Genomic DNA, 23,888 nt, shown 5'->3' on the forward strand with positions numbered 1-23,888 from the left:
TAGAGTTATATTTTTGTCACATTATTCGACTATAAGCATAAAGCGAATTTGAAACTTCCAATCGTATAGAGTTTTCCCTTTCGCAATCCGAATAAAAAATAACAGCGTCTGCACCAGTTCAGTTACAATAGCGCTTTCGCATTAAATTTTAGGTTATCTCCGTGAAGTGGTTACAAATACATATTACTGTTGATCAAGCGCAAGTCGATTTTACTGAAACCCTGCTCAGTTCATTGGGTGCAGTCAGCGTAACCTTAGATGATGCGGAAAATCAGGACTTACTTGAGCCACTGCCAGGTGAAACACCACTTTGGAACAAAGTCATTGTGACAGGTATTTATGCACAAGACGAAGGTGAAGAAATTGATGTTGCAGCCTTAGAAACCTTTATTCGTGCGCAAATGCCAGATGCCCCTTTACGCAGTGAATTTTTGGAAGATCAGGTTTGGGAACGCTCATGGATGGATTACTACGAGCCAATCCAGATTGCAGAGAAATTCTGGATTGTACCTGAATGGTTAGAACCACCTGAGGCAGATGCAGTCAATATTAAACTTGACCCAGGTTTGGCTTTTGGTACAGGTAACCATGCCAGTACGTTCCTGTGCCTGCAATGGTTAGGTAAAACCAATGTAAAAGATAAAGTCGTGATCGACTACGGTTGTGGTTCAGGTATTTTAGGAGTAGCGGCTTTGTTGCTCGGTGCAAAAAAAGTCTATGCGACTGATATTGACCCGCAAGCAGTTTTAGCGACCAAACAAAATGCAGAACTCAACGGTGTACTTAAAAACTTATATGTGGGACTTCCAGAAGAGTTCAATGAAACCATCGGTAATGAAAAAGCAGACATTTTAGTTGCCAATATTTTGGCAGGCCCATTGATGATGCTTGCGCCAGAGTTTGCAACTTTAATTAAATCTGAGGGCGAGTTCGCACTTGCAGGTGTAATTGAAGAGCAAGTTGCTGAAGTTTCTAGTGTTTATTCTGAATTTTTTGATATAGTACAAGTCGAAAAACGTGAAGAAAACTGGTGTCGAATTTCTGGGAAACGCCATCCCCACTAACTGTAATTTTTGAGTTATGAGTGACAAGCAAACCAAGTGCCCTGAATGCCAAACTGTTTATAAAGTATCCGTTGCGCAGCTGACCGTTGCGCAAGGGATGGTTTGTTGTCCTAAATGCGACAATACCTTTAATGCTCTTTCGCATTTGGTATTTGCCTTTCCTCAAAATAAAAACTCAGTCACATCACAATTACATCACATTCAAAACCGCAGTTTTATGCAGGCAACTGCTGAACTTGCGCAACCGCAACATATTTTAGATATTTTTCAGCGTAAAGTTGAACATTCCAATATTGATCTGAAAACCTATCTGAATAACCTCAATTATTTCAGTACTGAACCGATTGGCAACATTCCTGCCATGAAGTTGTCTGCGCCTGATCTTGAAAGTGAAAAAAAGCATGGCAATGGTTACTACTTACTTTGGGGAATTATTAATCTTTTATTGATTGGCTTGTTGATCTTCCAAATTTTGTGGTTTAACCCAAAGTTTTTAAACAGCAGCCCTGCACTGAATTCTGTGTTTACCCAAGTCTGTCAATTTTTTAACTGTAGCAGTTTAGAAGAACGCTATAGCTTAATTTCAGCAAATCGCGTGAAGGTTAAACGTGTAGATCGTATGAATACACAATTTACGGGTGAGCTGATCAATTACTATGATAAAAGCTTGGCTTTGCCTAATATCAAAGTCACTTTAAAAGAAAAACAACAAACATTATCGACTTACATCTATTCCCCACAGGAGTATTTGGTCGAAAGTCTTTCGAGCATTCAACGTATTCCTAAAAACAGTCCATTTAAGTTTGACATTTTAGTTCCAATATCACGAAACGACTTCGATGCCTATACTTTAGAAATTATCAAGCCTTAATTCACAAAAAAATAGTGAAAAAATAGCGAAAAAAATTAAAAAAATTGCAGTTTTCTTGCTCACTTTTTCTCATACAATGGTATCATACGCGCCACGAAAGCTTTGTGCTGCAAACTCCTCGCAAGATTCACAACAAATATAGATCTGTCTAATGCGCTTTATTTTTATATATCGCGTACAGAGTAGATTTTTTGTTTTGATTTTGGTCTGTAACAATTATTAATGTATTGTTACGCTTAAATTTCGACCAATGCCTAGAGTTGTGGCAAGCTAAATGTTCCAGTTTTAGAACTTCCCGTTTTAGGATCTAAAACGGAGTTCATTTAATTTATAGACCACATTGATATATCACTTTATCCCAGTGATATCTGATTTTCGGATTAATTCGCATGAATAGCAAATCTCCTATTTTTACTGCACAATCTGATGTTGCTTTACGTATTCACGTAGATCGCGCAGTTCGCCATTATTTTGCACAACTACAAGGTGAACAACCTTCACAAGTGTATGACATGGTGTTAGCAGAAATGGAGAAACCTCTTTTATCTGTTGTTCTTGAATACACTCGCGGTAACCAAACACGCGCTGCTGAAATTCTTGGACTAAACCGTGGTACTTTACGTAAAAAGTTAAAAGCTCACGGTTTAATGAGTGAATAAGTGATAAAATGCTTGCGACCTCCGCAGGCATTTTTTTTACCTGCATTTTGCTAGTTTGTTTTAATCTGTAATTGAAAACTGTGACGAAGATCATGACTATTAAACGCGCTTTAATCTCTGTTTCTGACAAAACAGGTATTGTTGAATTTGCACAAGACCTTGCTGCTCTTGGGGTAGAAATTTTATCTACTGGCGGTACTTATAAGTTGCTTAAAGACAACAATATTGCTGTCGTAGAAGTATCAGAGCATACTGGTTTCCCTGAAATGATGGATGGTCGTGTAAAAACGTTACACCCAAAAATTCATGGCGGTATCTTGGCTCGTCGTGGTCTAGACGAAGCAGTCATGGCAGAACACAATATTGATGCCATCGACTTGGTTGTTGTTAACCTTTATCCATTTGCTGCGACTGTTGCAAAACCAAATTGTTCACTTGCAGATGCGATTGAGAACATCGACATTGGTGGCCCTACTATGGTTCGCGCTGCAGCGAAAAACCATGCTTCTGTAGGTATTGTAGTAAATGCTTCTGACTATGCGACTGTTATTGCAGAAATGAAAAGCAACGGTGCATTGTCTTACGAAACTCGTTTTGATTTGGCAGTGAAAGCATTTGAACACACTGCACAATATGACGGCATGATCGCCTCTTACTTAGGTGCACGTGTAGGTAAAGAAGAAGGTACTGCTGACCAATTTGCACGTACATTCAATACACAATTGAACAAAGCGCAAGATTTACGTTACGGCGAAAACCCGCATCAATCTGCAGCGTTCTATGTAGACCCTGCTGCAACTGAAGCTTCTGTTTCTACAGCGAAACAGCTTCAAGGTAAAGAATTATCTTATAACAACATTGCAGATACTGATGCCGCACTTGAATGTGTGAAATCATTTGCAAAACCTGCTTGTGTGATCGTAAAACACGCGAACCCATGTGGTGTTGCTGTATCTTTAGACGGTATTCAAGCGGCTTATGACCTTGCTTATGCAACTGACCCTGAATCTGCATTTGGTGGCATCATTGCGTTTAACCGTGAGTTAGACGTTGCCACTGCACAAGCGATTGTAGACCGTCAATTCGTTGAAGTAATCATTGCGCCTAGCATTGCAGATGGCGTACTTGAAGTGACTGGCGCGAAGAAAAACGTACGTGTACTGGTATGTGGCGAACTTCCTGCGATTGATGCACGCGCTCCACAAATGGATTACAAACGTGTCAACGGCGGTTTATTGGTTCAAGATCAAGACTTGGGCATGATCACTAAAGATGACTTAAAAGTTGTGACCAAACGTGCACCAACTGAACAAGAAATTGACGACATGATCTTTGCTTGGAAAGTTGCGAAATACGTAAAATCGAACGCAATTGTTTATGCAAAAAACCGTCAGACCATTGGTGTTGGTGCAGGTCAAATGAGCCGTGTAAACTCTGCTCGTATTGCTGCCATTAAAGCAGAACATGCAGGTTTAGTGGTTGAAGGTGCAGTAATGGCATCTGACGCATTCTTCCCATTCCGTGATGGTATTGATAACGCAGCTAAAGCTGGTATCAAATGCATTATTCAACCGGGTGGTTCTATGCGTGATGAAGAAACGATTGCAGCAGCAGATGAAGCTGGTATTGCAATGGTCTTCACTGGCATGCGTCATTTCCGTCACTAATTAAACTCATTAATTAGAAGTCGTATTTAATAATCCTCCGAAATCCCCCTTTTTTATAAAAGGGGGACTTTTCACGTAAGGGAACTGTGTTTTTATGCACAATCTCCTTCCTTTTCAAGGGTGAAAAGCATAGCTTCGCTAGGGGATTTTATTCTTTGAGGGATTTTTAGATGAATATTTTAGTTTTAGGTAGCGGCGGTCGTGAACATGCGTTGGCATGGAAAATCGCACAAGATGACAAAGTCGCTAAAGTCTTCGTTGCACCGGGTAATGCAGGTACGGCAACAGAAAACAAATGCGAGAATGTAGCGTTAGATATTCAAAATAACCCTGCAATCATCGACTTTGCCAAAAATAATGCTGTTGATTTAATCATTGTTGGCCCTGAAGCACCACTGGTCAATTGTGTAGTAGATGCCTGCCGTGAAGCGGGTTTAAAAATTTGGGGCCCAACCCAGTTTGCTGCACAGCTTGAAGGTTCTAAAGCCTTTGCCAAGCACTTTTTAAAACGTCACAACATTCCAACTGCATTCTATGACGTATTCACCGAAGTTGATGCGGCAAAAGCATTTGTTGAAAAAAATGGTGCTCCAATCGTGATCAAGGCGGACGGTCTTGCTGCAGGTAAAGGCGTGATCGTGGCGATGACCAATCAAGAAGCATTTGATGCAATTGATGACATGCTAGCAGGCAACAAATTTGGTGATGCGGGTTCGCGTGTAGTTATTGAAGAATTCCTTGCCGGTGAAGAAGCTTCTTTCATTTGTATGATTGATGGCGACAACATCCTTCCTATGGCAACTTCACAAGACCACAAGCGTATTTTTGAAGGCGACCAAGGTCCAAACACTGGCGGTATGGGTGCTTACTCTCCTGCCCCTGTCGTGACTGCAGACGTATTTGAAAAAACGATGAATGAAGTGATGCGTCCTACCGTTGAAGGTATGAAAAAAGACGGTCATGTTTATACAGGTTTCTTATACGCTGGCTTAATGATTGACGACAAAGGTCAACCAAAAGTGATCGAGTTTAACTGCCGTTTTGGTGACCCTGAAACGCAGCCAATTATGATGCGCTTAAAGTCATCTTTGGTAGATTTGGTTGAAGCAGGTATTGCTGGCAACTTACCTGCCGAAGCAGACTGGGATGAACGCAAAACTGTCGGGATTGTATTGGCGACTGCGGGTTACCCTGAAACTTCAGGCAAAGGTGATGTGATTTCTGGTTTAGAAACACAAATGGCAGATGCGAAAGTATTCCACGCAGGTACAGCAAGCAATGCCGATGGTGAGATTGTGACCAATGGTGGTCGTGTACTGTGTGTAACTGCGCTCGGTAATACCATTGGCGAAGCGCAAGCTAAAGCCCTTGAACTGTGCGAAAAAGTTACCTTTGATGGTGTGCAATATCGTAAAGATATTGGCTATCGTGCCATTGCTCGTGAAAATGCTTAAAATTTTTAGTTTAGCCTAAAAATTTAAGTCCATAAAAAAGCTCGTCACTGTACGAGCTTTTTGTTTATCAGGTTGTAACCCATGTACATTGTGATGATCTACGTTTATAAAATACTTTAGATCAATAAACATGCAAAAAATAAAAAGCTTCAAAGAATTTTTAATTTCAATATTCGTTGAGTTTACATTGCAAATACTTTTTATTTTTGCAGGATTAATATATTTGGCTTATGTTTTTATAGGGATAGGTTCATTGTTACTCTGTTTGCCTGCAGATTCTTTTTCTAATGGACACCAAATTTCACAAACAAATGAACAGAGAATCGCATCTAACTTGGACACTTTAAATGGGAATAACAACTCAATTTCGTATAAGCACCATTATGTCAACTGAATATAGTTTTTTGAAAATTTTAACTTTGAATCAGAGATTTCATTTTAAATATGATAAAACTCAAGGATAAAGAGGCTTTAGATTTAGGTATGTAATAAGTGAATTTTTCAGGTGATGTAGAAGTTTTTTTATCTTGTCTTGGAACTAAAGAATCAAGTTCAGATATTTTGAAAGCAGTTATTCTTGTTGCAAGTGAGTTTGATACATCAGAGACTAATTTTGGTGGAGAAAAGCTATCCTATTGGGAATTTTTTAAGAGAGGCGTTACGTTCAGATTTAATGAACATCAAATACTAGACACTATTTTCATCTACGTCAAAGAGAATGAAGAATATTACCCATACCCATTTTTAGAAGGTCTTATCATAGGTATTAATCATAAAAGTACGAAGCAATCTGTAGTTAAGCTATTTGGAAATCCAGAAAGAGAAAGTAACAGTTGGCTGAAATATAAAATACTTGATAGCTACTTACATTTTGAATTTGATAAGTCATCAGAGTTAAAGCAAATTACGATGGGACAATTTTAAAAATAGAAACTGATTTAGTTTAAGATTTTCTAAAATTAACATAATGCACGTTATACATAATGCTTGAAATATTCCTGCAAGCATCAATATCTTAGTCAAAGCTGTTCTAGGGTTCAGTGCACCGGAACAGCTTTTTGGTGATTTTTCATGTTGCGCGGTCAATAAACAATTAAAATTCCACGGCTTTATGTAGTCTTATTTAATCTTAAAAAAGAAAAAAATGTCCAGATAAAATAAGAATAGATGTCCAAGTAGTTATTGATTTTGCAGTTTGCCTTATATATGGGCGATATATTATCGTTGGAAAAATCATTCATAACTTCTTTTATGTATTTACATCCATGTTCTGATTCTTGTAACTAAGCCGATTTCATACCGACAATTTCATATCTCGTTTTTTACTATCGATTGCAGAATAAATTTTAAAGCACCTAAATATTTAAACACTTGTTCAAATCCTTAATCTTTACAGAATATATTTATTTATAAGAACTTATTTTGACTTATTCGCTTTCTGTTGTAAAACAGTGATATGCATAACATACACAGCACTATATAGAATTATTTTTTATTGTTATGATGGTGCATCTTTTGAAAAAGTGAATTGCCCATCCATCTCAAAATTATTGATTGAGCTGTGGGCTGACTTTTTCAGTACTCAAACAATACCTACAACATATTTGAGAAACATACAAAATCATCATCATGCGATTCCATCCATCGTGCTGATTTGATTCTTCTCAATCATTGGCAACTTTAGGCACTGCTTAAACTTGCTCGGGATATATTCATGAAAAAGCTCCTTGGTCTTGTACTTGGTCTTTCAGTTGGCTTGGCTGGCTGTGGCAAACAAGAAGCGCCTGCGACTGACGCGGCACAAAAAGATTCTTCTGCTCTACACACTGTCACTATGGCATCGACTGGTTCAGATGCAGATATTTGGCGTTTTATTGCCGACTTACCTGAAACCAAAGCAGCAGGTATTCAACTTGAAGTGAAAAACTTCACCGATTACGTGTCAATGAACACGGCGGTAGCAAATAAAGAAATTGATCTTAACGCATTCCAATCTTATGCCTATATGGTGGCATTTAATGCCAACAATAAAGATCAAATTGCACCAGTAGCGACAACTTACTTAGAGCCAATGGGTATTTACTCAAGCAAAGTGAAAAAGTTGGATGAGTTCAAAACAGGTGCAACCATTGCTATTCCAAATGATGGTGCCAATGAATCACGTGCACTGTTATTACTTCAATCGGCTGGTTTGGTTAAACTGAAAGATGGTTTTGACAATGTTCAAGGCACGCCTGCAGACATCGTAGAAAATGCTAAGCAAATTCAAATCAAACCAATTCAAATGGCAACGGCTGTACGTGTAAAAGATGAAGTCGATGCAATTGTCTTGGGCAACACCCTTGCAATGGAAGGTGGTTTGAACGTACTGAAAGATTCAATTTATTACGAACCAATTGACCAAAGCACAAAAATGAATGTCAATATTCTCGCGACTGCTGCAGATCGTCAAAATGACCCAATCTTGCAAAAAGTAGGTGCGTTGTATCATACCGAAGCGGTGAAGCAATATATTGATCAGCACTTTGGCGGAACAAAAGTTGCGGTAAATAAACCTGTCAGCTATTTCACTGAAGCAGCAAAATAGTAATATAATGCGTTAAACAAAACAGGCAAAGCGAACTTTGCCTGTTTTTTCATTTATGGACATTTCTTGACGATATGATTGAATTTAAAAACATTTCAAAGCACTATCAGCTCAAAGGTCAAACACTGCGTGCGTTGGATCAAATTAATCTACAAATTCCAACAGGCAGTATTTTTGGCATTATTGGCTATAGTGGTGCAGGTAAAAGTACGTTAATCCGCTTGATCAATTTGTTGGAGCGTCCAAATGCTGGGCAAGTTATCATTCATCAAAAAGATTTTACTGCACTCAATGCCCGTGAATTGCGTCAAGAACGTGCCCATATTGGAATGATTTTTCAGCACTTCAATTTATTGCAGACCAAAACTGTGGCTGCCAATATTGAAATGCCGATGAAACTGTTAGGCTGGAACAAAGCCAAACGTGAAAAACGTTTAAATGAATTACTTGAGTTTATTGATTTAAAACATAAAAAAGATGCCTATCCTGATGAACTTTCAGGCGGACAAAAGCAACGTGTCGGTATTGCGCGTGCGCTAGCCAATCATCCTAAAATTTTACTCTGCGATGAAGCAACTTCAGCACTTGATCCACAAACCACCAAATCTGTACTGGAATTACTGAAAAAAATTAACCGTGAACAAGGCATTACCATTGTAATGGTGACGCATGAAATGGATGTGATTGAATCGGTTTGTGATTATGTTGCAGTGATGGAACAAGGCAAAGTGATTGAAACAGGTTCAACCTTGGAAATTTTTAGTCAGCCGCAACACCCGACCACTAAAAGCTTCATTCAAACTGTGTTGCAGCAACAATTGCCTATCAATATTTTGAATAATCTGGAAAATCAAAATCAGCACAGCATTTATTGTCTGAAATTTTTAGGTAAATCGGCTCAGGAAACCGTGATTCAAGCTATCATTAAACAGTTTGATATTAGCCTGAATATTTTATTTGCCAATATGACCGAAATTGATGGTGCTGTGATTGGGCAAATGTTCATTCAATTACTCGGTGATACAAACGTCATTCAACAGGCGCTTGAGTTTCTGAAAGCCAATGGCGTTGAAGTTGAACAGTCAGGAATACAAGCATGAGAGATTTAATTGTACAGTGGCTGACTTCGGTAACCACACCTTTCTGGAAAAGCTCTTTATCTATTGACCAATTTGTTACGGCCTTACAAGAAACCTTTCATATGGTGTTCTTTGCCATGTTGTTTGGTTGTATCTGGGGCTTTATTCAGGGCATTACCCTTGTAGTGACTCGTCCGACAGGTATTTTACCAAACCGTGTGATTTATCACGGACTCAACCCGATTGTAAATGCACTGCGCTCCCTGCCCTTCATTATTTTATTGATTGCGGTGATTCCGCTGACTAAATTTTTAGTGGGTACATCCATCGGAACTTGGGCAGCCATTGTACCGCTGACCATTTATGTCGGCCCGTATATTGGTCGTTTGGTAGAAACTTCACTACTTGAAGTCAATGAAGGGATTGTCGAATCTGCACAGGCAATGGGTGCTACACCATTACAAATTATCTTCAAATTTATTTTACCTGAAGCACGCAGCTCACTCATTTTGAACCTAACTACAGCCACCATTAGCTTAATTGGCGCAACTGCGATGGCAGGTGCAGTCGGTGCTGGTGGCATTGGTGACCTTGCTATTTCTTATGGTTATCAGCGTTTTGATAGTAGTGTAGTCATACTTACAGTAGTGGTCTTATTAATTTTAGTGCAATTGGTGCAAAGTTTAGGTGACTGGTTATCTAAGCTCAGATAAAACAATCATCATTCAATAGCGAATAACTTAGCCTGTTCATCCCACTCGATGAAACGGCAAAAGTTAACGCATAAAATGAAAATTGTGTTAGCGGGTGAAGATCACTTCACCACAGAAAAACACAGCAGCGTGTTTTGTCTTGAACAGAGCATGCTAAACTAACCCGTGATTTTTTAAGGGACTGATTCATGCGCTTTGTTCATTTAGGTATACATACAGAATTTTCGATTACCGAGTCGATTGTACGCATACCTGACTTGATTAAAGCTGCAGTCAATGAAGAAATGCCTGCTTTGGCATTGACCGATCTCTCTAACCTGCACGCTGCCGTAAAGTTTTATGGCAAATGTTTGGGGCAAGGCATCAAACCGATTTTAGGTTCAGTGCTGCGTTTAAATGATGCCGATCATCGTGTGACGCTATTGTCGATGAACAATCACGGCTGGCGTAACCTGACCGAATTGGTGTCGCGTGGCTATATTGAAGGTCAGCAACTCAATATCCCTTGCATCAATAAAGCATGGATTTTAGAACAAGCCGATGATCTGATTCTGTTACTCGGCATTCAAAGTGATGTCGGCAAAATGCTGATCACGTCCAATCCACAAAAAGCCGAACCGTTGCTAGAAGAATGGATAGAAAAATTTGGTAATCGGGTCTATTTGGCGCTGACCCGTACAGATCGTCCCGATGAAGATGCTTTTATTGCCGAAGCGGTTAAATTAGCTAAAAAATATAATATTGGCGTGGTGGCACATAATGATGTGCACTTTGTCCGCCGTGAAGATTATGAAGCGCACGAAGCGCGAGTTTGTATTGCCGATGGTTATGTTTTAGGGGATAACCGTCGTCCTAAAACGTATAGTCCTGAGCAATATTTTAAAACTACTGCAGAAATGACGGAATTATTTTCCGACATTCCAAGTGCTATTGAAAACAGCTATCACATTGCCAAACGCTGTAACGTCACGCTGCAATTGGGTAAATATTTCCTTCCAGATTATCCAATTCCAGACGGACACACCATTGATACCTACTTCGCGCACCTATCCAAACAAGGTTTAGAAGAACGTCTAAATGTGCTCTATCCTGTCACACAGCGCGATGAAGACTGGGCAGAAATTCGCAAACCTTATGATGAACGAATTGAATACGAAATTAATATTATTAACTCGATGGGCTTCCCGGGTTACTTCCTCATCGTCATGGACTTTATTCAATGGTCTAAAAATAATGGCGTACCTGTTGGGCCGGGTCGTGGTTCAGGCGCAGGCTCATTGGTCGCTTATAGCTTAAAAATTACCGACTTAGACCCATTGCGTTATGAACTACTCTTTGAACGTTTCTTAAACCCAGAACGTGTATCCATGCCCGACTTTGACGTCGATTTCTGTATTGCAGGACGCGATAAAGTCATTGATTATGTGGCACGCACCTATGGACGTGATGCGGTATCACAAATTGCCACTTTCGGTACTATGGCCGCCAAAGGTGCGATTCGAGATGTCGCACGGGTTTTGGGCAAGTCTTATGGTTTGGCAGACCGTATTTCTAAACTGATTCCAACTAAACCTTTAGGGCTTAGTTTGGAAGAATCAATTGAAGCCGAACCACAGCTGAAAGATGTGGTGACCAATCCATCTAACCCAGACTATGACGATGCTTCAGAAATTTGGGAAATGGCTTTAAAACTTGAAGGCATTACCCGCAACACAGGCAAACACGCAGGTGGTGTGGTCATTGCACCAACCAAAATCACCGACTTTTCTGCGGTTATGTGCGATGCTGATGGAACCGCCCGTGTTGCACAATACGATAAAGACGATGTTGAATCGGCAGGTTTGGTCAAATTTGACTTCTTGGGTTTACGTAACCTGACGGTTATTGAAGATGCAGTACAAAATATCAATAAACGCATCCAAGCCGATACACCGCTAGATATTGCCCATATTCCATTGGACGATAAAGATGCCTATTTAGTCTTTGCCAATGCCAACACCACAGCGGTATTCCAGTTTGAATCCGTGGGCATGAAAAAGATGCTGAAAGAAGCACGCCCAAGCAAATTTGAGGAAATTATTGCCTTCGTGTCCTTGTATCGTCCTGGCCCGATGGATCTCATTCCAGACTTTATTCACCGTATGCACGGTGGCGAGTTTGAGTATCTGCATCCTTTGCTAGAAGGTGTGCTTGAACCAACCTACGGCATTATGGTTTATCAGGAACAGGTAATGCAGGCGGCACAGTATTGTGCAGGCTATACCCTCGGTGGTGCGGACTTACTACGTCGTGCTATGGGTAAGAAAAAACCTGAAGAAATGGTGAAACAGCGCCAAATCTTTATTGAAGGTGCTGCGAAAAAAGACATTGATGCCGCCACAGCCAACCATATTTTCGACTATATGGAAAAGTTCGCAGGCTACGGTTTTAACAAATCCCACGCGGCTGCTTATGCCCTCGTTGCCTATCAGACGGCATGGCTGAAAGCACATTACCCTGCCGAATTCTTGGCTGCGGTAATGTCGTCGGAAATGCAAAACACCGATAACGTGGTGTTCCTGATTGATGACTGTCGCCACAATGGTCTGGAAGTTTTACCACCTTCGGTAAATATGTCTTTGTATCATTTCCACGCCAGCGATGAACGCACCATTGTCTACGGACTTGGCGCAATTAAAGGCGTGGGCGAACAAGCCATGCAATCGGTGATTGATTCTCGCCAAAAAGAAGGCCCATACCGCGATTTATTTGACTTCTGTCATCGTATTGATTTGAAAAAAATCAACAAACGAACCCTTGAAGCCTTAATTCGTGCGGGTGCATTAGACTGTTTAGGCATCGAACGCTCAAGTTTAATGGCACAATTGCCAGAAGCGGTACAAGCGGCGGAACAAGCACGTTCCAACCGTGAAACAGGCATCATGGATTTATTTGGTGAAGTTGAAGAAGTACAACGTAAGCCTGCCAAACCTGTAAAACCATGGTCAGATGAAGTCCGACTTAAAGGTGAAAAAGACACACTTGGACTTTACCTCACTGGTCACCCGATTGATGTCTATCGCAATGAATTAAAAGCCTTTATTCCAAGTAAAATTAATGAACTGACGCCAACCCGTCGTGGCGTGACCACCGTCTTTGCAGGCTTGGTGGTGGATGTCGCCAACTTCCCAAATCGGATGGTGGTCACTTTAGATGATGGTACGGCACGTATTGAAGTATCTGCCAACCATGAGCGCTTCCAACGCTTTAAAGATATTGTACAAACTGAAAAAGTGGTGGTGATTGAAGGCGAAATTTACGAACGTGAAGGTTTTGACCGCCCAATGGGACGCTTAACCAAAGCGTTTAGCTTGAATGAAATTCGTCAAAAACGCGCCAATAGTATTCAAATTCACTTGCATGCAGAACATTTAAGCAAGACCTTGAGTCAAGACTTACAAAATATGTTGCTGCCTTATTGTAATGTGGATTTATGCACGCATATTCCTGTTTTATTGCACCTTGACTATGCTTATGCCACTGCAGAATTACATTTGGGCATTCAGTGGAAAATCGCACCCTTAGATGAAGCCTTGGTCAAATTGCGTGACTATTTTGGTAAAGAAAGCCTGCATATCGAATATCAAGTGAAATCCAAAGCCGCGAAAGCTGTCGATGTGGCGAAACCTGCATCGATTGCTCCACCACCTGCTGATATGAGCATGGATGATGCTATGGATTTATACCATACCGAAGTTGATCAATATTCTTAATTAAAAATTTAACCCATCTGGATTTGTTATGAGTCAAACCGACAATGCAGCTGTTGCCGCACACCTCTCCCACGTGCGTATTGTCATGGTGAATACCACCCTGCCTGCCAACATCGGTAGCGCCTTACGCGCCATGAAAACCATGGGGCTATGTAAATTGGTTTTGGTTGATCCAAAAACCTATCCGCATCCAGATATTGATGCTTTGGCGGCAGGTGCAACCGATTTAATTGAACAGATTGAAGTGGTTGAACAGCTCGAAGATGCAATTGCCGACTGCCATTTGGTCTTTGGCACCAGTGCACGTAGTCGTACTATTCCTTGGCCACTCTTAGATGCACGCCCTGCGGCAGAAAAGTCGTTAAATGCTGTGGCACAGCATGGGCAAAATGTTGCCATTATTTTTGGACGTGAAGATCGTGGTTTAACCAATGAAGAGCTGGCTTTGGCGAATTATCACGTGACGATTCCTGTCAATGAAGAATATGGTGTGCTCAATGTTGCTCAAGCCATTCAAGTGATTTGCTATGAAATGCGTATGGCTGCCATCGATATTGTCGGAAAAATTGCCGATCCTGCAGCGACGATGCAAGTGACAGATTCTGAAGCGATGCAATGGGATGAACCTTTGGTCAACCATGAACAAATGCAACAGTTCTATCCACATTTAGAAAAAATGCTGGCAGAAATTGAATTTATGGATCCAAAAAATCCACGATTATTGCCTTTGCGCTTGCGTCGGCTTTTCGGACGTATACAATTAGATCGTATGGAATACCATTTACTTCGCGGTATTTTTAGCCGCGTACAAGCAATGAATAACGGTTCATGGAAAAAATCTACATCAACACAGGACGAGGATCAAACTAATGCTTAAACAGCTCAAAGAAGACATTCAAGCTGTCTTCGCGCGCGATCCTGCTGCTCGAAATACACTTGAAGTCTTAACCACTTATCCAGGAATTCACGCTTTAATTATGCATCGTGTGGCGCATGAATTATGGAACAAAGACTGCAAGGGGTCGGCACGTCTACTCTCGTCATTTAGCCGTTTTGCTACAGGAATTGAAATTCATCCCGGTGCAAAAATTGGTCGTCGCTTTTTTATTGACCATGGCATGGGCGTGGTGATTGGTGAAACTGCTGAAATTGGTGATGATGTCACCTTATATCATGGCGTGACTTTAGGCGGCACAACGTGGAATAAAGGCAAACGTCATCCAACTTTGGAAGATGGCGTAGTAGTCGGTGCAGGCGCGAAAATTCTAGGCCCATTCACCGTACATAAAAATGCCAAAGTTGGCTCTAATGCGGTTGTGACCAAAGAAGTACCTGAAGGCGCAACTGCTGTGGGTAACCCTGCGCGCTTTATTATGAAAAATAAACCTGCCGATGATCAGGAAGCACGTCGTCGTGATTATGCTGCCAGTATTGGTTTCCAACCTTATGCAGCAACGCAGGACCAATCTGACCCAGTATTGGACGGCATGCGAGTATTACTAGATCGCTTGGAACAAAATGAAAAACGTATGAATTTATTATGTCAGCGTCTCTCTTTACTTGACCCAAGCTTTAAAAACCCACAGCAAAATGAACAACCTTATAGTGCAGAAGAATTAAAAATAATTGAAGATGTTAGACGTGAGTGTGAAGCACAAAGTAAATAGGGCTGTTTATTTGATCAATCCTACATACTTAAAAAAACTTCGTATCACTGTGTAACTAAGCCCCCTCAATTGTATTGCATGTTCGGAACAGATTTCTTAGACTGACCGACATGCAATATTTTAATCCGACACAATCACCTCTCACTTTTAAAATAAATTGAACGGAAGAACACCATGACTCTTAAGCCTTTGGCACTCAGTATTCTAGCCGCAACGCTCGTTAGCGCCTGTGTTGCACCACCAAAACAAGAAGTAAAACCACCTATCGTATTTACCGAACCTGAATTAAGTGCACCATTCTATGCCTTAAATCCATTTAATTATGATGCCCCACCACCATTTGAAATTAACCTACAAAAAGCAGCAGCACAGCCTGTGACTAAAATGGTGGTTACTAACCCAAATGATCCAAGCAAAAGCATTACCTTAGATCAAAACAAATTGATTGTACCTACGGTCAATAACAATGCCCGTAGCTTGAAGTTTGCAGTTTTGGCAGGTGAAAACGAAATTGACATCACCGAAATTGATGACTTCTTACAATTGGTCGAAGGCAAAGCACGTCACTATCCACCACGTTTTAGCGAACGTCAGGAACGTCGTGGTTTCGAGGCAAAGCTCAAAGAAGTGACTCAACAATTAGACACTTTGGCAGCCAATGAAAATGCCTCTTTTGATATTTTGATGCGTGCATTTAAAGCCAGTGTTATGGCACGTAACCTAGACTTAGGCTCTGTTTACACCACACGCTCACTTAACTATGCGCAGCGTATCTTAAAAATTAATCAGGAAGATGCCGAAGCGAATTTCTGGTTTGGTTTCGGTCTGTCTGAAGGTGGCGGTCATCGTGAAGCCATTCCTTATTTAGACAAAGCCATGAAAGCAGGTGTGCAGGAAGCTTATTTGTCTGCGGCAAACAATTATATTGCCATGGAACAAAAGAAAAATGCAGTACAAACTTTGAAAAACTATAAAATCAAATACCCGCAAGAAGCCGAAGTGGCTGACCGTTTGATTGCTGAAATTGAAAAGCAAGGTCGCTGGAATGTGTGGCAAGTGATCGCACCACGCACTTAATAAAAAATCGATACAAAAATACCTAAAAATAGACCGTTTCGACGGTCTATTTTGCTTTCTACGCAATTGAAAAAGCTTTAAAAAAACGTATGATGGAAAAAAATCTTAAAAATTAAGCCAGACTTTCCATGAATAAAATTGTGATTGCTGCATTGCTCAGTACAACACTGCTGTCTGGTTGTCAGGTGGTCAGTGTTAAAAATCAGGCGTTAAAAGTTAGTATTGCCAATGAACGTGATAGTATTTTATCGCGCAAAAAACTGAGTGAAGCCAGTTTAAATGTCTTGTCGATGACAGGACGTGAAGCCAATATTTGTGCCGAAAAACCTGAAGAATGTGTAAGTGCACTCAAACAAATCCCGCAAATTCAAGATGAACAACTGCTCTCAACCGCCAGTGAATTATATTTAGCGAAAGCGATTGAACTGGAAAATTCATCGTCCTGTAAAATCAGTATTCTGAACAGTAAAAGATCGGAAGAACAACAAAAAATTCATCAGGCCAATTATGAACAATGTTTAGATCAGCAATTGCACATGCTCGATCAAAGTATTCGTTATAGTTACGCCTACATGTTTAAAACCAAACGTGCGCCGCAAGACCGTCTTTTTGATAACAGACAAGTCCAAATTCGTGATTTTTATAATCAGGCGATTGCCAAATTGGTCAGCAGCTATGCGCTGCGCTATAAACACGATGAATTGCAACAACAAATTCGTGTTGGCAACAGCATTTATGACATTGATTTTGAGTACTACCCGCAGCTGAAACAACAAAAAATTCAGCAGTTGATGTCAACCTATAACCTGAACTTTTCGGGTTTGCGCTCGGTCACGCGCCGTGATGGTTTTGGGTCTGAATTTCTGGTGGTATTGCCTGAAAATCCAAACGATGATCTGAGCAAAAGCAAATATATTATTGATCCGCTAAAATATGATTATCCTGCAGGAAAAAATCCAAATATTCACCAAGCTCGCTATTTAGCCGCGACAATCACTGCAGAACCACATAGCGCCAATTCCATTGAAGATATTTTGAATCGGCCGCATTTTAAGCTCAAGGCTTATGATCCGTATAAATATGAATCTGCCCAAATTGCACAAAAGAACTACCCGCTTGCAGCTAACTTTTCTGCACCTTATGGCTTGTGGTTAGCGCAAAATAATTTAGGTAAATCGGCTTATTTATCCTTAATTGATCGTGAAGAACGACTCAGTATGCCGCATTTGTACTTACTTGAGCCGTATAATCCGAATAAAAAAGTCATTGTCCTCATTCATGGTTTGGCCAGTAGCCCCGAAGCGTGGATTCGCTTAACCAACGATATTATGGGCGATCCTGTATTGCGGGAAAACTTTCAAGTCTGGCAAGTGTTTTACTCGACCAATATGCCAATTTTAGAAAGCCGTTTCCAAATTTATGCCTTGCTTCAACAAGGCTTTAAACAGGTCAGTCCTTCTGCTGCAGCCAAAAAAGATGCTGTAGTAATTGGACACAGCATGGGTGGTATTTTGGCACGTTTGTTGGTCAGCGATACTGATTTAACTCAACCTGCCATGCAAATGCTTAAAAACCGACGTCTGGAACGCTTTAAATCTGATCCTTTGTTGCAAGCACGTTTGCGCCTTAAACCCATCACCAATTTTAACCGTGCAATATTCTTGGCTGCACCGCATAAAGGTACAGAGTTTGCAGACCGCTGGTTCACCCTTGCAGCACGTAAAGTCATTCGCTTACCGACTGCATTTTTAAGCGCGTTTGCGGATACCTTGCAGCAACATGAAGTCGATTTAAAAAATCTAACCAAAGAAATTGGGCATGGCGTCATTCAAAATGGACCGAGTGATTTAAGTAAAAATTCCAAATTTACGGAATTAACTGAAGATATTTTGCCTGTCAAAGGATTTAAATATCACAGTATTATTGGCAATAATACCGACAGCACTGAGCATCTGTTAATGAATGACGATGTGGTGCATTACAACAGTGCCCACTTAGATGGCGCTGTTTCAGAAAAAATTATTAAAGGCGGACATTCCATTCAGGAAACGCCAGAAGCTGTATTGGAACTGCGACGTATTCTTAGATTACATTTGCAAGATTTAGGCTTGTATAAACCGTAATCCGTCACGGCAAATAAAAAACCGAAGTCTAAGTGGCTTCGGTTTTTTATCTATCATGCTATTTCTCAGCAGTATTAGATTGGTGCTTGTCCCCAATAAGCTTTGGTCAATAAGGCCTCTAATTCGGCATAGTCATATTCGCGTGGATTATAATATGGACTATCGCAGATAATACGTGCCACTTGGGCAGGTGCTGTTTCGGGTAATCCTAAATCTTTAAGTGCCATTGGAATATTCAATCTTTGGTTAAGCTGATAAATCGCCAAGCCCAACTGTTCCCGATCTGACACATTTAAAGCCGCTGCCAGTTGATTCATTGCAGCAATATCTGCATGTCGGTTGTAATACACTGAATACGCCAACACAATGGCGTGGGTTTGCGCATGTGGCAACTGATAACGTCCACCTAAGCTATGGCAAATTTTATGATGAATTGCCATCCCCACCGAACCCAAACACACACCAGCCAACCATGCACCATATAAAGCGTGTTCACGTGCCTGCATATTATGAGGCGCTTGCACAATTTCAGGTAAAGCCTGTGCCAGTTGAGTAATCGCCTCTAGCTCCATTAAACTTACAATGGGATTTTTATCCTGTGCATATAATGCCGCAACTGCATGTGCCATCGCATTCATACCCGAACATACCGAAATTTCAGTGGGTAAGTTGAGTGTCAATTCAGGATCATAAATCACTACTTTAGGCAAAACTTGAGCTGCTTTGCCTGTGGTTTTCAGCTGGTTTTCGGTGATGCCATACACCGCAGTCATTTCACTACCTGCATAAGTGGTCGGAATTGCAATAATCGGTAAATGGGTTTCTAAAGCAATTGCTTTGGCTAAACCAATCGCAGAGCACCGCCGAGTGCCAAACAGCAATCGACCTTTAAACGCTGCACATCTTGAATGGCTTGATCGGCAACTTCTTTTGGCACATGCATCACCGCATGAGGATAGACCGCTACAGCCATGTCTTGGATTAGTGCCAATAAACGCTCGCCTGCGGCTTTTTGCCCTGCAGTGGCAATAGTTAAAATACGCCTATAGGTATAAGATCGTAAAATCTCTTGAATTTTTTGCAGATGACCTACGCCAAAATGAACATTGATTGGCAATACCTGATAATGGAATGCTTACATGATATTAAACTTAAATATTGTCTTTAGATTTTAATAGCATTTAACTATGACTAGGCTGCTGAACAGCCCAATTCTGCAACGCTGCTTTGCAAATATTCAAATAAAACTCAAAACCAACTGTTTTGCTGTAAACACAAAAACCCATGATCGCATGGGCTTTTGGATCATTAAAATTAAATGCGATGAATCATCTATCAATTTTAATGTAAAGAAAACTTATACTTTTGTGCTTAGTCTATTTCTTTTAGGCACACTGCAGACAAAATTGGAATACCAAAACATGGAAGCAACAATAAAATCCAGTATTCCACGACGGTAGCTTCACCACTGATCATATTGATGAATAATCCACCAATGATTAATACCGCTGCAATTAAACCCAGAAAAATTCCAAAAAATCTTGCAGGCATTTGACGTCCCCTGAACAATCGAACAAAAGTGTTAGATCTAGTATATACCTTATAGTTGAATAAGATATGACTTTTTGATCAATTGATGACTTAAATTTTATTAGGATTTAAACACCTGATTTAAAATGTTTTTATAGAAAATCACAACGATATTCGATCAGACACATTTCCTAACAATAATAAAATCTTATTAAATATATAATATTATATTATATAAACTCAAAATAAATGAGTGTGGATGAATGAAAACACCAGATCAACTAATCACTGAAGCCAAAAGTGAAATTACAGAAATTAGCGTGCAAGAATTGCATGAAAAATATTTGCAACATCCCGATATTATTTTGATTGATGTACGAGAACCTGAAGAACATCAGGCTTGTGCAATAGACCGTGCAGTGAATTTTCCACGCGGCATGTTAGAAATGAAAATTGCACAACACCCTGTAGTAAACCACTATTGCGATGTTGAACGTGCTCTTACCAATCTGGCTGAACGAGATATTTACTTACTTTGTGGTACTGGTGCGCGTTCTGCACTTGCCACTCAAGCCTTACAAAGAATGGGTTTCGAGAAAGTCTATTCAATGCAAGGTGGTATGCAAGCTTGGCTGGAAGCAGGTTTTCCGACAGTTTCTTTTACAAGATGATACTAGGGTCTGTTGAATGCTTAAATAACGCTCAATATTAGGTTAAATATTAATTAAAACTTCGTGTAATACTTCAATATTTATCATTGTCATTTTTGTTATAGTATTACATGAATAAATTGAATAAAAGATTGATACAGTGTTTATGATGTGGGGCAGATTGCTAGGATTATTTGCAATCTTGTTACAAGTCGCTGTGTTCCTACAGCCTTTATTACCAGAGAAACAACATTTTTCCTCTGTCTGTGAAACTATTGCCCAAGCATTATTTTTAGAACGCACCGCACCCCATTCTTCGTATTCATCTACACACCATGAAACTGCGACTCATGTTGCATTCGGACTTGAAAGTTCACACGAACATGCATCATCTGAAGATGCGGCGCATACAGATCATGAATGTGAATACTGTCTAGTTTATAGTTTTGCACTACCATTATTTGAAAACAAAATCAGACCAATTTTAGTCCGAACGCAAATTCGGATTTTGTCTTTTAAAACATCGTTTACACCAACACTATTTCAAACTGAGCCGCTTTTTATTCTACCACAAGGTCGTGCTCCGCCTCGTTTTGACTCTTGAATTTTCTTATCATTTCTTACAGTGTTGCCATCTTTGCTTCACTCTAAAGTGTAAATTTTGCAGTATCAAATTTATGCAGCTGTAGGACAATACTTATTTTAATAACTCATTGACTTGTTTATTCGACCCTAAGGAGGAGATAACTATGCATCTGCTTCAACACAGTCATAATCATGTGAATCATACTGTAGAGCAAACGGCTTGTTTGGATTTAGCACAACAGATCATTAAAGTTCGGCAAAAAATGAATATTTCACAAACTGAACTTGCGGCAAAATTGTGTATCTCTGTCCGAACTTTAGAAAGTTGGGAACGTGGTGTCCGTCAACCGTCGAGTTCTGCTCAAGCATTGATTCGATTATTTATTAAATCGCCACAATTTGTGTTAGAAAACTTGGCATAAAGCACTTTATAATTATGAATTAAAGCAATGTAAATCAATAAAGAAGCTCCCAAGGGAGCTTCTTTGGTCAAAAGAGTTGAAGCATCATTTTGATATACATATAGAATGAATACCCTTGCTGTTTCATAGCTCTATATTCAAAAATAGAATAAAGATATGAATTTATATTCAAATACAAGAATACAACTTTTCAATATACTGACGCATATATTGTTTTTACTCGATCTATATTCTCATGAAATATCTATCTTCTTTTATCTCAATTGCTGTTATCGCACCTTTGTTTTCAACATCTGCTTTTGCAACAACAGGATATTTCATGCATGCATATAGTGTAAAATCTCAAGGAAATGCAGGCACAGCCATTGCTAATTTTCAGGACAGTTTGACTATTGCAAGCAACCCAGCGGGTTTGAGCTGGTTAGGTAAGCGTGTTGATGCTGGTTTAACTATTTTCTCTCCAGATCGTGAGTCTGAAATTACAGGAAATGGTTATGGAGCAAATGGTCAGTATGATGGCAATAGCCGTAAATACTTTGTAATTCCAGATCTAGGTTATGTTCACCCAGTGAATGAACAAGTCACTGCGGGTATTGCGGTTTATGGCAATGGTGGCATGAATACCAATTATAAAAATAATCCTTATGCAGTTTATGATAATACAGGAAGCGCAGGTATTTCATTAACCCAAGCCTTTATTTCACCTGCTTTATCTTGGAAATATGCAGAAAATCAATCTATAGCCTTGGCTGCAAATATTTTATATCAACGTTTTAGTGCACAAGGTTTTGCTGGTGATGTCTTTGGTGGTGCTTCGTCAAACGGTGCGGCAATTAGCGATCGTGGCAATGACGATTCATACGGCGTAGGTGCACGTATTGGCTGGTCGGCAAAACCAAATGATAAACTGACCCTTGGTGCAAGCTATTCATCTAAAATTAATGCCAGCCGCTTTAAGAAATATGAAGGTTTATTTGCCAAACAAGGTGATTTTGACGTACCTGAAAGCTATGGTGTAGGTTTAAATTATCAACTTACCCCTGCTTTATCAGTCGCGACAGATTACTTACGCATTAATTATTCAGATGTAGATTCTGTTGGCAATAAACTGGATCAATTATTCGCAAACAATAAATTTGGCACAACACAAGGTCCTGGTTTTGGATGGGATGACATCAATGTCTATAAAATTTCAGCGACTTATCAAGCCTCAGAAAAACTGACTTTACGTGCGGGTTATAGCTATAACGATCAGCCTGTTAAAAATGATCAAACCTTCCTAAATATTTTGGCACCAGGTGTGGTACAAGAGCATTTAAGTGTTGGTGCAACTTGGCAACTCGATGATCAACAAAATGTAAGTGTGGCTTATACACACGCACTCAAAGAAACAGTGCAAGGTAACAACTCTATCCCCGCTGATTTTGGTGGTGGCGAAGCCAATTTAAGCATGAGCCAAAATATTTTGGGCGTGTCATATAGTTTGAATTTTTAAATTCTACATAGCTTGAGTCTGAATAATAGCTTGCCATGATCTGAAAAGATGATGGCTTTTTTTACTTTGATTGTGATGAAGTTTTTCCAAAGTACGGCTTTTAGCTAGAAATAAGACCATGCAAAGCATAATGTTACAACATGCACTACTTTCTAAATGAATCCATAGAAAACAATCAAATTTCGATGCTTTTTATAACGATGAATTACACGAAAAACTCAGTAAAATTCAGCCAAATGACACAATAATTTTCACTTTTAACTTCGCAAATCATACATTTTCAACAGCTAAGCTCTTTGAGCTATGCGATATCATTTTTGAAACTGTGGGTTTAGATTTTATGGGCGATATTTTTTATGGCTGTGTGCGTAAGCGTCCGCTGAACACACCTTCTGAATTCATCCTATAAGCCTTAATTTAGTCCCCACTTAGAAACAAGTGGGGACTTAAATTTATGACTACAAATAATCAGACATCCATCGCATCTCTTGCG

General features: G+C 39.9%; 21 protein-coding genes. 18 read left to right on the forward strand and 3 right to left on the reverse strand.

The window, feature by feature from the left end; translation table 11 throughout:
* Positions 1 to 161 precede the first annotated feature (161 nt).
* The 14 genes from prmA (at position 162) to FTU98_RS07015 (ending at position 18,713) form a co-directional block, all read left to right on the forward strand.
* Positions 162 to 1,064 carry a 50S ribosomal protein L11 methyltransferase gene (gene prmA / locus FTU98_RS06950; protein ID WP_004973131.1) on the forward strand — a complete coding sequence of 301 codons (903 nt, stop codon included), beginning with the start codon at positions 162 to 164 and terminating at the stop codon, positions 1,062 to 1,064.
* Positions 1,065 to 1,080: 16 nt separating this feature from the next.
* Positions 1,081 to 1,935, forward strand: a complete 855-nt coding sequence (locus FTU98_RS06955) for a DUF3426 domain-containing protein (protein WP_004973129.1) — start codon at positions 1,081 to 1,083, stop codon at positions 1,933 to 1,935.
* A 389-nt stretch (positions 1,936 to 2,324) separates the two neighbouring features.
* Positions 2,325 to 2,594, forward strand: coding sequence for a DNA-binding transcriptional regulator Fis (gene fis, locus FTU98_RS06960; RefSeq protein WP_001086304.1), 270 nt, complete (start codon positions 2,325 to 2,327; stop codon positions 2,592 to 2,594).
* 92 nt (positions 2,595 to 2,686) lie between these two features.
* Positions 2,687 to 4,261 (forward strand): bifunctional phosphoribosylaminoimidazolecarboxamide formyltransferase/IMP cyclohydrolase, encoded by a 1,575-nt coding sequence (gene purH / locus FTU98_RS06965; protein ID WP_004973127.1) that lies wholly within the window; start codon positions 2,687 to 2,689, stop codon positions 4,259 to 4,261.
* A 170-nt stretch (positions 4,262 to 4,431) separates the two neighbouring features.
* A complete protein-coding gene (gene purD / locus FTU98_RS06970; RefSeq protein ID WP_180050792.1) occupies positions 4,432 to 5,715 on the forward strand; it encodes a phosphoribosylamine--glycine ligase in 1,284 nt (427 codons plus the stop codon).
* A 492-nt stretch (positions 5,716 to 6,207) separates the two neighbouring features.
* Positions 6,208 to 6,639: a hypothetical protein gene (locus tag FTU98_RS06975; RefSeq protein ID WP_154320678.1), complete on the forward strand. Its 432-nt coding sequence runs from the start codon at positions 6,208 to 6,210 to the stop codon at positions 6,637 to 6,639.
* 790 nt (positions 6,640 to 7,429) lie between these two features.
* The gene (locus tag FTU98_RS06980; RefSeq protein ID WP_096900915.1) at positions 7,430 to 8,302 is read left to right on the forward strand and encodes a MetQ/NlpA family ABC transporter substrate-binding protein; all 873 of its coding nucleotides are present in this window, start codon (positions 7,430 to 7,432) and stop codon (positions 8,300 to 8,302) included.
* Between the two features lie 74 nt (positions 8,303 to 8,376).
* Complete coding sequence (locus FTU98_RS06985) at positions 8,377 to 9,402, forward strand: methionine ABC transporter ATP-binding protein (protein WP_179988649.1); 1,026 nt, start codon at positions 8,377 to 8,379, stop codon at positions 9,400 to 9,402.
* Positions 9,399 to 10,094, forward strand: coding sequence for a methionine ABC transporter permease (locus tag FTU98_RS06990; RefSeq protein ID WP_154320676.1), 696 nt, complete (start codon positions 9,399 to 9,401; stop codon positions 10,092 to 10,094). Before FTU98_RS06985 ends, FTU98_RS06990 begins: the two co-directional genes overlap by 4 nt.
* A 188-nt stretch (positions 10,095 to 10,282) precedes the next feature.
* Positions 10,283 to 13,846: a DNA polymerase III subunit alpha gene (dnaE, locus tag FTU98_RS06995; protein WP_180050795.1), complete on the forward strand. Its 3,564-nt coding sequence runs from the start codon at positions 10,283 to 10,285 to the stop codon at positions 13,844 to 13,846.
* Between the two features lie 28 nt (positions 13,847 to 13,874).
* The gene (locus FTU98_RS07000) at positions 13,875 to 14,723 is read left to right on the forward strand and encodes an RNA methyltransferase (protein ID WP_004973119.1); all 849 of its coding nucleotides are present in this window, start codon (positions 13,875 to 13,877) and stop codon (positions 14,721 to 14,723) included.
* A complete protein-coding gene (gene cysE, locus FTU98_RS07005; protein ID WP_004973118.1) occupies positions 14,716 to 15,513 on the forward strand; it encodes a serine O-acetyltransferase in 798 nt (265 codons plus the stop codon). The genes FTU98_RS07000 and cysE overlap by 8 nt, the downstream gene beginning before the upstream one ends.
* Positions 15,514 to 15,687: 174 nt before the next feature.
* Positions 15,688 to 16,590, forward strand: coding sequence for an ABUW_2363 family tetratricopeptide repeat lipoprotein (locus FTU98_RS07010; RefSeq protein WP_004973117.1), 903 nt, complete (start codon positions 15,688 to 15,690; stop codon positions 16,588 to 16,590).
* A 128-nt stretch (positions 16,591 to 16,718) separates the two neighbouring features.
* Positions 16,719 to 18,713: a triacylglycerol lipase gene (locus tag FTU98_RS07015; protein WP_004973116.1), complete on the forward strand. Its 1,995-nt coding sequence runs from the start codon at positions 16,719 to 16,721 to the stop codon at positions 18,711 to 18,713.
* A 74-nt stretch (positions 18,714 to 18,787) separates the two neighbouring features.
* Here FTU98_RS07015 and FTU98_RS07020 read toward each other — a convergent pair whose 3' ends face one another.
* From FTU98_RS07020 to FTU98_RS07025, 3 genes are all read right to left on the reverse strand, one after another.
* Entirely contained in the window at positions 18,788 to 19,594 is an 807-nt protein-coding gene (locus FTU98_RS07020; RefSeq protein WP_257218152.1) for a maleylacetate reductase, read from the reverse strand.
* A complete protein-coding gene (locus FTU98_RS13940; RefSeq protein WP_253103581.1) occupies positions 19,555 to 19,830 on the reverse strand; it encodes an iron-containing alcohol dehydrogenase in 276 nt (91 codons plus the stop codon). Before FTU98_RS13940 ends, FTU98_RS07020 begins: the two co-directional genes overlap by 40 nt.
* Before the next feature lie 254 nt (positions 19,831 to 20,084).
* Entirely contained in the window at positions 20,085 to 20,264 is a 180-nt protein-coding gene (locus FTU98_RS07025) for a hypothetical protein (protein WP_004973110.1), read from the reverse strand.
* 242 nt (positions 20,265 to 20,506) lie between these two features.
* Here FTU98_RS07025 and FTU98_RS07030 point away from each other — a divergent pair, with 242 nt between their 5' ends.
* The 4 genes from FTU98_RS07030 (at position 20,507) to FTU98_RS07045 (ending at position 23,395) form a co-directional block, all read left to right on the forward strand.
* Complete coding sequence (locus tag FTU98_RS07030; RefSeq protein ID WP_096900921.1) at positions 20,507 to 20,914, forward strand: rhodanese-like domain-containing protein; 408 nt, start codon at positions 20,507 to 20,509, stop codon at positions 20,912 to 20,914.
* A 148-nt stretch (positions 20,915 to 21,062) separates the two neighbouring features.
* Positions 21,063 to 21,497 carry a DUF2946 domain-containing protein gene (locus FTU98_RS07035; RefSeq protein ID WP_180050809.1) on the forward strand — a complete coding sequence of 145 codons (435 nt, stop codon included), beginning with the start codon at positions 21,063 to 21,065 and terminating at the stop codon, positions 21,495 to 21,497.
* A gap of 145 nt (positions 21,498 to 21,642) precedes the next feature.
* On the forward strand, positions 21,643 to 21,900 hold the full coding sequence (locus FTU98_RS07040) for a DNA-binding transcriptional regulator (protein WP_180050799.1): 258 nt from the start codon (positions 21,643 to 21,645) through the stop codon (positions 21,898 to 21,900).
* A gap of 235 nt (positions 21,901 to 22,135) precedes the next feature.
* Positions 22,136 to 23,395: an OmpP1/FadL family transporter gene (locus FTU98_RS07045; protein ID WP_180050802.1), complete on the forward strand. Its 1,260-nt coding sequence runs from the start codon at positions 22,136 to 22,138 to the stop codon at positions 23,393 to 23,395.
* Positions 23,396 to 23,888: the final 493 nt, after the last annotated feature.

Origin of the sequence: Acinetobacter sp. YH12211, assembly GCF_013418015.1 — a bacterium.
Lineage (GTDB): Bacteria > Pseudomonadota > Gammaproteobacteria > Pseudomonadales > Moraxellaceae > Acinetobacter > Acinetobacter towneri.